Genomic DNA, 9,983 nt, shown 5'->3' on the forward strand with positions numbered 1-9,983 from the left:
GGTCCGCCTTTCGGGCCGGCGCCCCCCTGCTGCTCCCCCTCCGGCCACCATGGCACGGGCCCGGGGCGTACGCGCCCCGGGCCGGTTGCCGTCGCCGTCCGTAGCTCCTCGCTACCCGCCGCTGCCGTAGGTGGTGTTGGCGCAGATGTCGTCGTCGGCCGAGCGGGCCTCGTTGGTCACACTGGTGGGCAGCGGAACCGGTGCCGAGGGGGCTGCCGAGGCGCCGGGGCTGCCGGGGGTGCCGGAGGCGGCCGCGCCGCCGCCGTTGGCCGCCGCGAAGTCCTTGCCGACGATCACGGTGACGCCGGCCGACTTGCCGGCCTCGACGCTCGCCCCGGGGAACAGTGCGGCGACCTTCTCGGCGTTGGCCTTCTGCCCGGAGCCGTACTCGATCATCGTGGTGGCGTACTTGGTGCTGGCGGCGGGGCCCGACTTGGTGGCGGCGAACTTCGCGCCCTTCAGCAGCTCGCTGGCCTTGCCGTCCATGCCGGTGGCGGTGGTCCCGTTGTAGACGGCCACCTTGACGGCGGTGTTGCCCGCGTCGGAGGCGGGCGCGGGGGCAGAGGTGGGCGCGGCGGGGGCGGGGGCGGCAGGCGTGGTGGCCTCTGCCGACTGCTCGCCGGTGGCGTTCTGGCCGTCGATGGTCCGGTCGGCCTTGATGGTGTCCCAGAGCTTGTTGGCGTCCGGCTGGATGATGTCGATGTTCTTGTCCTGGGTGCGGTAGCGCCACGGCACCGTCACGAACTTGAGCTCGTGCATGTCGATGTTCTTCAGGGAGAGGCCGAAGGAGAGCAGCTTGTCGGCCGAGCCGAGACCCGGGTCGACGATCATCGACTTGGTGGCAGCGTCCGCGAGCGGCAGCAGCGTGGTGGGGTTGAGGCCCTGGCCCTTGATGTTGGAGGCGAGCGAGCCGAGGAAGGCCTGCTGGCGCTTCATCCGGCCGATGTCGGAGCCGTCGCCGATGCCGTAGCGCAGCCGGACGTAGTCGAGCGCCTGCTGCCCCTCGACCTTCTGCTTGCCCTGGGGCAGGACGACGGCGCCCTTCTTGCCGAGCTTGGGGTTGATGTCGCCCTCGTGGATCGGCTGCGGCAGGCAGACGTCCACCCCGTTGACGGCCTTGGTCATCGCGGAGAACCCCTGGAAGTCCACCACGATGGTGTGGTCGACCCGGATGCCGGTGAGCTTCTCGACGGTGTTCTGGGTGCAGGCCGGGTTGCCGTCGTCGCTCTCGCCCTTCGAGAACGCCGCGTTGAACAGATCGCTGGTGGCCGCCTTGGTCCACTTGCCGTTCGGCAGCTTGCAGGACGGGATCGCCACCATGGCATTGCGCGGGATGGAGATCCCGACGGCGTGCTTGTGGTCCGCGTAGACGTGCAGCAGGATCGTGGTGTCCGAGCGGGCGCCGCCGTCCTCGCCGCCGCCGAGGTCGGAGTTGTTCTTGCCTCGGCTGTCCGAGCCGATCAGCAGCACGTTCACCGGCTTGTTGCCGTCCGCGTCGGCCTGTGCCTCCGGCGGCCGGTCGCCGGCTATCGCGTCCGCGTCGAAGGTCTTGATGTTGGCGTTCAGCTTGAGGTAGATCGCGCCGCCCGCGCCGGCTACCAGCACCAGCACGCCCGCCGCCGACCAGGCGACGATCTTCTTCACGTTCTTCTTCGGCTTGCGGCTGTTGCGGGCCGCCGCCCGACCCCCGGTCGCGGATGCCTCGGTGGCGGCCCGGCCCCCCTTGCCCTGGGCCCCCTTGCCCTGGGCCGCGCGCCGGGCCTCCGCCCGCCCGCCGGTCCGCGGCTGCGGCACCCCGCCGTCGCCGCCGTCGGTCGTGAGCGCACCGGGCGCGTCGTCACCACGAGCCGGGCCCTCGCCCCACTGACCTGACATCCGTGCACCTTTCACCGGCGGACGCGGCGCCCCACGACCGGGCACTCTGCATACAAGAGAGACGGCCGTGACCGCCCTCGGGTTGCACATATGAAGGTCGTAATGACCTATGAACACCCCCGCGGCCGTCTCCGCCGTCACTCTCCGGAGCCCCCTGCAGCCACAACAAGCCCCTTTCGGAGCATACAAGCCGGTCATATGAATCCGGCCACGCGAGACCGTGACGGGCCCCGGGCACCGCACCATCTGCCCTGTGACTTACGGCACTTCGAGCCGGCCGACCACCCGCCTCCGGCCGGCGGACGGGCGGAGCGTGAACGCCTGACGAACACTCAGCGTGCACCCCGGCCGGCCACCCCACATCCCGGGCCCCACAGCCGACCGAACCGCGGCAGAACGCCGCCGGGAACCCGAAAGACCCAGGTCGGAGATCTCCGACCTGGGTCTTCACGGTGGGCCGCCAGGGGCTCGAACCCTGAACCTACGGATTAAAAGTCCGCAGCTCTGCCAATTGAGCTAGCGGCCCGTGGACCGCCCCGTGCGGGGCGGGCCAGGGCGATCCTACCCGGTGGCGCCCAGGCCTCCGCCAGTGGATTGCGCGGACGCGCCGGGCTCAGCCGGCGGCCGGGCCTGGTGGGGAGCAGACCGGCGGGGCGTAGTGGGCCGCGCGCACGCGGCGGAGCCAGGCTTCGGCGGGGCGCGGGTCCGGGGCCGGTGGGAGGACACCGGGGCGGGCGAGGCGTTCGGCGGCGGCGGCGAGCAGGGACTCGGCGGCGGCGGGGTGTTCGGCGATGCGGTCACCGAGGTCGCGGACCCGCTCCGGGTCGGGCAGCCGGACGAGGTTCTCGCCCGTCTCGTGGAGCCGGACGCCCTGCTCGATGAGCCGCACCAGGTGGCGGGCGTGCTTGGCCGCCCGCCGGTGGCCGGCCCGGTCGGCGGTGTCTCGGGTGAGCAGCTTGCGGAACTGCTGGCCGGCGTAGCCGAGATAGGAGTTCCGGACGGCCGTGGCGCTCAGGAAGGAGCCGCGGATCGCGATCAGCTCCTCGCCCAGCGCGCTGCGCACCTCGTACAGGTCGGCCGGCAGCCAGACGAGTTCGGAGGCGGTCGGGTTGCAGGTGAGCGCGAGGCGGCACCACTTGGCGGCCTCGTGCAGGGTGGTGTCGGGCTCGGTGGTGACCTGGGACTCGGCCGGGCGGTGCAGGCCGTGGAAGTCCTCGGTCGGCGCGGCGAACAGGCCCAGCCGGTCGACGTCCGAGCCGGCGTGGGCGAAGCCGTACGCGGTCGAGCCGACCACGCCCGAGAGCAGGACGGTGCCGGGTGCGGGGGGCATGGGACTCCTCGGATCTCGGGCTTCGGACGGCAGGTGCTGGCCTGGTCGCGGGCGGCGGCGGTCCGAGGAGTCTGCCCTGCCGGGGCCGCACCGGGCGAGCGAATTCCCCTGCTCCGAGGAGCTTCTGCCCCATCGACCGGTCCACCCCCACCGGGTAGCGTTCGAACCATGTCCTCCCTTCCTTCCGCCGCCGCCGTCTCCGCCGCCGCCGACCGCCCGGAGGTCCTCCTGGTCACTGGCGCCGGGCGCGGCATCGGCGCCGCCACCGCCCTGCTGGCCGGGCGGCGCGGCTACCGGGTCTGCGTCAACTACCGCTCCGACGAGGCCTCCGCCACCGCGGTGGCGGACGCCGTCCGGGCCGAGGGCGGTACCGCCGTCGCGGTCCGGGCCGACGTCTCCCGCACCGCCGAGGTCGAGCGTCTGTTCGCCACCGTGGACGCCGAACTGGGCCCGCTCACCGCGCTGGTGAACAACGCCGGGACGCTGGAGAAGCAGTGCCGGCTGGAGGAGATCGACGAGGACCGGCTGACCCGGATCTGGGCCTCCAACATCACCGGCCCGTTCCTGTGCGCCGCGCAGGCCGTCCGCCGGATGTCCACCCGGTACGGCGGGCGGGGCGGCGCCATCGTCAACGTCTCCTCCGCCGCCTCCCGGCTCGGCTCGCCGAACGAGTACGTGGACTACGCGGCCGCCAAGGGCGCCGTCGACTCGATGACCCGCGGGCTGGCCCTGGAGGTCGCCGCCGAGGGCATTCGGGTCAACGCCGTCCGCCCCGGCCTGATCCACACCGGGATCCACGCCCTGGGCGGTGAGCCCGGCCGGGTCGACCGGGTGGCGCCCGGGCTGCCGATGCGGCGCGGCGGGCAACCGGAGGAGGTCGCCGAGGCGATCCTCTACCTGCTCTCCCCCGCCGCCTCGTACAGCACGGGCACCTTCCTGGACGTCTCCGGCGGCCGTTGAGACCAGGCGGTCCGTTTCCTTCCCCCGTGCGCTCCCCCGCCCGTACGGTGGAGCCCATGACCGACGACCTGACGGACCGTGAACCCGACCTGCCGTCCGCCTTCCTCGACATCCCCGGTGTGCGCAACTTCCGCGACGCCGGGGGCGTCGGCGCCCTGCGCACGGGCGTGCTCTACCGCTCCGGGTCCTTCCACAACCTCACCCCGGAGGGCGCCCAGCGCCTCAAGGACCTCGGTCTGCGCACCGTGATCGACCTCCGCAGCCCCTTCGAGCTGGAGGTCTGGCCCGATCTGCGGTTCGGCCTCGACCACGAGGCGGTCAGCCTCCCCACCCTCCCGGCCAACCGCGAGGACGTCGGCCGGCCGTGGCCCGAGGACCAGGCCGAGCTCTACCCCTTCATGGCCGAGACCGCCGGGCCCTCCCTGGTAGCCGCCATCCGCCGCCTCGGCGCCCCCGGCGGGGTGCCGGCCGTCGTGCACTGCGCCGTCGGCAAGGACCGCACCGGCCTGACCATCGCCGTCGTGCAGTCCCTGCTGGGCGCCTCCGACGCCGAGCTGATGGCCGACTTCCTGCTCTCCAACGCCGGCCTCGGCCTGCTCGCGGGCCCGACCCCCTACCTCGACGAGACCGGGACCGAGCGCGTCTCCCGCCCCGTCTCCGCCCCGCTCCTGGCCTCGTCCCTGAGCTGGATCCGGACCGGGTACGGCTCCGTCGCCGACTACCTCCGCGCCCACGGCACCACCGACGACGACCTGGCGGCCCTCCACACCAACCTCTCGGCCTGATCGGGTACGCCGGCCGACGCGCGGCCGGCGTGCCTCACCTACCCCTGGCGCTCCAGGCGCCACCACTGCGTGGGCGAGTCGAGGTCCTCGCGCTGTTCGACCGGGTTGCCGGGGGCGGTGGCGGTGAGCGGCTTGCCGCTGATGAAGCTGGTCAGGGTGTAGGTGCCGGGAGCGTCGAGGTGGTGTTCGAGCAGCCACTCCTGGGCCCCGAAGGCGTTGGCCGACCACTGCTGGATCAGGACGCCGTCCTCCGGGGACGCCCCGGTGACGTCGAGGCGCTTCCCGCTGGCGGCGTTCTCGACGTGGAAGAGCGCGCCACCCGGGTGGACGGCGGTGAGCCGCCAGAGCTGGGCCTCGGAGCCGCTCTGCGCCCCGAGGACGACCTTGGCGCCGCTGCGGCGGCTCCCGTCGGCGACCTCCAGGAGCAGCCCGCTGCCGACGTTGCGCACCAGGTAGAGGCCGTCCGTGATCACGTGGTCAGTCACGGTGCGAGTCTCTCACCGGCGGCGAGCGGCCTCGTAGCCGAAGGCCGCCGCGAGCACTCCGGCGGCGGCGGCCACCTCCGCCAGCGCGGAGACGGCGGTGCCCAGTTCGACGGTGCCCGCCAGCGCGACGGCCGCGAGCAGGCGGGGGAGGTTCGGGGTCAGCGCGAAGGTCCGTCGGACGGCGGTGTTGACGACGAGGAAGAGGGCGACGCCGCCGGCCAGCGCCGAAGCCTGGGCGAGGCCGATCGGGGCGTCCGGGTGGGCGACGGCGGACTTCACGCCGGCGGCGAAGAGCAGGACCCCGAGCAACAGCCCGTAGTGGCCGAGGTTGTAGACGCTGACGGCGAGCCGGTTGCGGCGGTCCGCGGGGAGCGCGGCCATGTGGTGCTCGGCGCGGGCGTCGTCGTCGTGCCCGAAGTAGGCCCACCAGAGGCCCACGCAGACGGTCAGGCTCAGCAGGGCGACGGCGACCAGCGGGGCGGTGAGGTCGGCGGTGCCGGCGCCGACACCGATGGCGATCACGGACTCGCCGAACGCGATGATCACGATCAGCCCGTGGCGTTCGACGAAATGGTCCGAGCGGAGCTGGAACCGCGGCAGGTCAACCAGCCGGGGTATCGCGAACTGCAGCGCGAAGGCGGCTGCCCAGAAGACGAGTTGGGCGAGCCCGGTGAGGTAGCCGCCGATCACCACCAAGCCGGTGCCGACCAGGTTGAGCCCACCCATCCGCAGGACGGACGCGAGCACCACGCCGGAGGCCGCGAACAGACCGGTGTGGACGGCGACCACCAGCAGGTACGCCCAGCCGAAGGCCACCCCGCTGCCCTCGAAGGCGTGCGGGACGGCGAGCGAGATCACCAGGAAGCCCGCCATGGCGAGCATCAGCAGGCCGCGGCGGCCGTGGGTGCTCGGCGGCATCGCGTTGGTCAGCCAGATGAACGCGTCGTACATCCACCAGATCACGGCCAGCATCACCACCACCTGGGCGAGGCCGCCCACGGTGAGGTGGTGGGCCAGGCTCCCGGTGAGCTGGGTGATGGTGAAGACGAAGACGAGGTCGAGGAAGAGTTCGAGCGGGGCCACCCGCAGAGCGGGTTCCGCCTCGGCCTGGGAGGGGGCCGTCAGGGCATGGGTCGCGGTCACCCGCGCGAGTATGGATCAACCGGCCCGCTCGGCGCGGGCGTTTTCGGTACTCGGACGGACCGGGGCACCGAACAGGCGCGGCCTCGGCGGGGCGGATGACGAACGGCCGGGGCACCGAACAGGCCGGGGCGCCGACCGCACGGCCCTCCCGCCGGCCACGCCCGGTGCGCGCCGCCACCCGGCGGCGGGGGTGTCCGGGCGGCCGCCTATGCTGCGGCGAATGGTGTCCGACCGAATTCCCTCGCACGGCGGGTCCGCGGATCCGTCAGACCGTCAGCAGTCCACCCTCGACGGGGCAACAGCCGATCTGGAGGCGGTGATCGCGGCCGGCGACGCCGAGGCCGCCGAGGCCGTCGAGGCCGCGTTCCGACGGGTCGGCGGGCTGCTGGGGCCGGCCGGCGAGCGGGAGTCGGCGGCCGTCGGCCCGCGGCTGGCCGCGCTGCTGCCGGACACCCCGCCGTTCCCCCGGGCGCAGCTGGCGATGATGGTGGGCGCCTGCGTCGAGCGCGGCGCCGACCCGGTGGCCTGCGCCGACCAGGTGCTGGCGGGCCTGCGCGGGGCGCTGAGCGGCGCGCTGCTGCTGATGGAGCGCTGGAAGGAGACCGGCGGCGGCGATCTGCCCGACCCGGACGAGGACGATCCCGGGCTGGCGCACGCCCGGATCGAGGATCCGGACCGGCTGGACGAGTGGCACGCCCAGCGGGCCGTGGTCGGCTGGTGGACGCTGCACCTGTGGCAGATGGCCTCCTTCGCGGTCTACTCCCACGCCGCCGTCCGCACCGCCGCCCGGGCCTGCGGCGTGACGGACGTCCTGCTCGAACTGATCGACCGGTACGGCGAGGGCCCGCACGGCCTCAAGGGCCTGGTCCACCTGGCCAAGACGCTCGACGACGAGCCGCTGCTCGTGCTGGACCGCCCGAGCGGCACCGGCTACCTGCTGCGGATGGACGGCCTGACCGACAACTTCCAGTTGCACACGCTGCTCGCGGACGTACTGATCGGCGGCGGGCACCTGCCGGGGCCGCCGCAGGACCCGGAGGTCGTCGCCCTCAGCCGGACCGCGGAGCTGGACGGCCGCCGACGGGTCACCGCGTACGGCTCGTTCAACCTGGTCGCACCCGACGGGACGTGGATCTGGAACGAGGGCACGCCCGGCGACATCCCGGTAGTGGACGGCGTCCGCACGCTGGTGCTGGACCCGCAGGCGTACGAACGCAGTTGGTCCGCGGGCCGGTTCATCCAGCAGGTCCCGGGGGACCTGCGGCTGGAGCGGGTACTGGCGCCGGCCGAGGCCGCGGACCGGCTCTCCCGGGTGGCCCAGGCCATCCCGCTCGAACAGGCGTTCCGCTGACCGCACCGGGCGGCCGGGGCCGGGCACGGAGCACCGGACCGGCCGGGGGGCAGGCACGGGCTAGGAACGGGGCGGCGGACCGGCCGGGTTAGGGTCGGACCACCCGAGGATTCCGAGGAGTGGAGTCGACGATGGCAAGGATCCCGAACGTGCTCCCGGCCGCGGCGCCCGCCGCGCTGACCGCGGCCGGCGGCCTGGTCGGCGGCTACGGCGTAGCCCGTTGGACCGGCCGGCGTGAACTGGGCGGCGCGGTGCTGGCCGTCGCCGGGGCCGGCGCCGCCGCTCAGTGGCACCGCCGCTCGGGCGCGGCCACCGCCGCCGCGCTGACCGGGCTCTACGTGGCGGCCTTCGGCGGCTCGCACCCGCTGGCGAAGAAGATCGGCGCCTGGCCGGCCGTCCTCGCCGTCACCGGCGTGGTCGCCGCCGCCTCGACCGCCGCGACCGCCCTGGGCCCGCGCAAGCGCTGAGCCCGGGCGGGGAGGCGGCCGCGCGGGGCCGGGCCGGAGTACTCACCCACCCCGACGCGCGGTCATCCGTCAGCCGACGGCCGCGCCGAACCGGGCCTCGAAGGCGGCCCGGTTCGGCGAGACGGGCGTGCGGTCCCAGACCGCGAACACGACCCGCTCGAACGCCGCGCCGTACTGCGCCAGCGCCCCCTCGAAGGCCTCCGCCACCTGCGCCGGGTCGTTGCGGAACACTCCGCAGCCCCAGGCCCCCAGCACCAGCGCGCTGATCTCGTGCCGGGCCGCCGCCGCGAGCACCCGGACCGCCCGCTCGGCGAGCACGCCCCGGACGTCCACGCCCGCCGAGCGCAGCTCCAACTGGCCGGCGTTGGGCGCCGGCGAGGTCAGGAAGGTCACCGGGTAGGGCCGCGCCAGCAGCTCCCCCTTCTCGCTCCGGATCACCGGCACGTCGGGCGAGACGATCACCCGGTGGCTGTACCGGAGGTCACCGGAGGCGCGGTGCGCCTCGTAGTAGTCCGGTGCCTCCAGCAGGCAGGAGTACAGCAGGGCGCTGCGGCAGAGGTCCTCCTCCTGGGCCCGGGCGCCGCGCAGATAGCCGCCGCCGGGGTTGCGCGCCGAGGCGAAGTTGAGCACGCCCACCCGGCCGGCGCCGGCCTCCACCAGCCGCCGGGCGGCCCCGATGCTGCCCTCGGCCGTCACCTCGACGGCCGCCGACCCGGCCGCCGACCCCGGCCCCGCCGGACCGGGCCCGGGGGCTCCGGCCCGCAGGAGCGCGTCCAGCGCCTGCGGCGGGTACGACACCGTCCCCGCCCTGGCCGCCGCCAGTTGCTCCGCCACCTGCACGAGTTCGCCCCCGGCCGCCCGGTAGCTCCCCCGCTCGGCGATCCCCTCGTTCACCACCGCTACGCCATGCAGTCTGCTGCTCATGTCCGTGACCGTACGGGAGCGGGCCTCCTCCACGCCACTGGTTATTCTCACCGACAGAACAACGTGACCGCTCCGGCGAAGGGACGCGACGGGACACCGACCCGGGCCCGCCCGGGGCACGAACGCGGACGGGCCCGCCCCACCGAAGTGGAGCGGGCCCGTCGGGCGTCAGTGCGATGCGCTACGCGGCGTCAGTTCTTCCAACGCGGCTTGCGGTCGTCGCGGTTGAAGCCGCCGGAGTTGAAGCCACCGGAGCGGCCGCCACGGTCGTCACGGTCACGGTTGAAGCCACCGGAGGCCTGCGGGCGGCCACCGGAGCGGTGGTCGTCGCGGCGGGAGAACGGACGGCTGCTGCCGGCGCCGGCGCCGCGCTCGTCGCGGTCACGGCCGAAGGCCGGACGGTCACCGAAGCTGCGGGCCGGACGGTCGCCGAAGGAGCGGCCGCCGCGGTCGTCGCGGTCACGGTTGAAGCCACCGGCGCCACCGCCACGGTTGTCGCGGTCACCGAAGGAACGGCCACCACGGTCGTCACGGTTGAAGCCACCGGCGCCACCGCCACGGTTGTCACGGTCACCGAAGGAACGGCCACCACGGTCGTCACGGTTGAAGCCACCGGCGCCACCGCCACGGTTGTCACGGTCACCGAAGGAACGGCCACCACGG

The 9,983-nt window shown here is 74.0% G+C and carries 9 protein-coding genes, 1 tRNA gene and 1 pseudogene; 4 read left to right on the forward strand and 7 right to left on the reverse strand.

All coding sequences use genetic code 11. The annotated features are described in order from the left end of the window. Window positions 1-111 precede the first annotated feature (111 nt). The 3 genes from AB0J08_RS16415 to AB0J08_RS16425 form a co-directional block, all read right to left on the reverse strand. Window positions 112-1,875, reverse strand: coding sequence for an LCP family protein (locus AB0J08_RS16415; protein WP_360633487.1), 1,764 nt, complete (start codon window positions 1,873-1,875; stop codon window positions 112-114). 453 nt (window positions 1,876-2,328) lie between these two features. Next, window positions 2,329-2,401 (reverse strand) — tRNA-Lys (locus AB0J08_RS16420). Window positions 2,402-2,488: 87 nt separating this feature from the next. Further along, window positions 2,489-3,205, reverse strand: a complete 717-nt coding sequence (locus AB0J08_RS16425; protein WP_360633490.1) for a nucleotidyltransferase domain-containing protein — start codon at window positions 3,203-3,205, stop codon at window positions 2,489-2,491. A 168-nt stretch (window positions 3,206-3,373) separates the two neighbouring features. Here AB0J08_RS16425 and AB0J08_RS16430 point away from each other — a divergent pair, with 168 nt between their 5' ends. Beyond that, on the forward strand, window positions 3,374-4,165 hold the full coding sequence (locus AB0J08_RS16430) for an SDR family oxidoreductase (RefSeq protein ID WP_360633493.1): 792 nt from the start codon (window positions 3,374-3,376) through the stop codon (window positions 4,163-4,165). Between the two features lie 56 nt (window positions 4,166-4,221). Continuing rightward, window positions 4,222-4,950, forward strand: a complete 729-nt coding sequence (locus AB0J08_RS16435; RefSeq protein ID WP_360633496.1) for a tyrosine-protein phosphatase — start codon at window positions 4,222-4,224, stop codon at window positions 4,948-4,950. A 38-nt stretch (window positions 4,951-4,988) separates the two neighbouring features. Here the strand turns inward: AB0J08_RS16435 and AB0J08_RS16440 are convergent, their stop codons facing one another. After that, complete coding sequence (locus AB0J08_RS16440; protein WP_360633499.1) at window positions 4,989-5,435, reverse strand: RICIN domain-containing protein; 447 nt, start codon at window positions 5,433-5,435, stop codon at window positions 4,989-4,991. Window positions 5,436-5,447: 12 nt separating this feature from the next. Next, a complete protein-coding gene (locus AB0J08_RS16445; RefSeq protein ID WP_360633502.1) occupies window positions 5,448-6,578 on the reverse strand; it encodes a low temperature requirement protein A in 1,131 nt (376 codons plus the stop codon). Between the two features lie 220 nt (window positions 6,579-6,798). On the opposite strand from AB0J08_RS16445, the gene AB0J08_RS16450 reads away from it, so the two are divergent. After that, a complete protein-coding gene (locus AB0J08_RS16450; protein WP_360633505.1) occupies window positions 6,799-7,929 on the forward strand; it encodes a hypothetical protein in 1,131 nt (376 codons plus the stop codon). Between the two features lie 131 nt (window positions 7,930-8,060). Continuing rightward, entirely contained in the window at window positions 8,061-8,396 is a 336-nt protein-coding gene (locus AB0J08_RS16455) for a hypothetical protein (RefSeq protein ID WP_360633508.1), read from the forward strand. 69 nt (window positions 8,397-8,465) lie between these two features. Here AB0J08_RS16455 and AB0J08_RS16460 read toward each other — a convergent pair whose 3' ends face one another. Together AB0J08_RS16460 and AB0J08_RS16465 are read right to left on the reverse strand one after the other, a co-directional pair. Further along, the gene (locus AB0J08_RS16460; protein WP_360633511.1) at window positions 8,466-9,320 is read right to left on the reverse strand and encodes a TIGR02452 family protein; all 855 of its coding nucleotides are present in this window, start codon (window positions 9,318-9,320) and stop codon (window positions 8,466-8,468) included. A 191-nt stretch (window positions 9,321-9,511) separates the two neighbouring features. Then, window positions 9,512-9,983, reverse strand: a pseudogene (locus AB0J08_RS16465) (RNA helicase); the annotation flags it as partial.

The sequence above is a fragment of the Kitasatospora sp. NPDC050463 genome (assembly GCF_040655255.1).
Taxonomy (GTDB): domain Bacteria; phylum Actinomycetota; class Actinomycetes; order Streptomycetales; family Streptomycetaceae; genus Kitasatospora.

Coding starts and splice junctions, on each gene's coding strand:
- AB0J08_RS16450 (WP_360633505.1), top strand. CDS start 6,799: ATGGTGTCCGACCGAATTCCCTCGCACGGCGGGTCCGCGGATCCGTCA.
- AB0J08_RS16425 (WP_360633490.1), bottom strand. CDS start 3,205: ATGCCCCCCGCACCCGGCACCGTCCTGCTCTCGGGCGTGGTCGGCTCG.
- AB0J08_RS16455 (WP_360633508.1), top strand. CDS start 8,061: ATGGCAAGGATCCCGAACGTGCTCCCGGCCGCGGCGCCCGCCGCGCTG.
- AB0J08_RS16430 (WP_360633493.1), top strand. CDS start 3,374: ATGTCCTCCCTTCCTTCCGCCGCCGCCGTCTCCGCCGCCGCCGACCGC.
- AB0J08_RS16460 (WP_360633511.1), bottom strand. CDS start 9,320: ATGAGCAGCAGACTGCATGGCGTAGCGGTGGTGAACGAGGGGATCGCC.
- AB0J08_RS16435 (WP_360633496.1), top strand. CDS start 4,222: ATGACCGACGACCTGACGGACCGTGAACCCGACCTGCCGTCCGCCTTC.
- AB0J08_RS16415 (WP_360633487.1), bottom strand. CDS start 1,875: ATGTCAGGTCAGTGGGGCGAGGGCCCGGCTCGTGGTGACGACGCGCCC.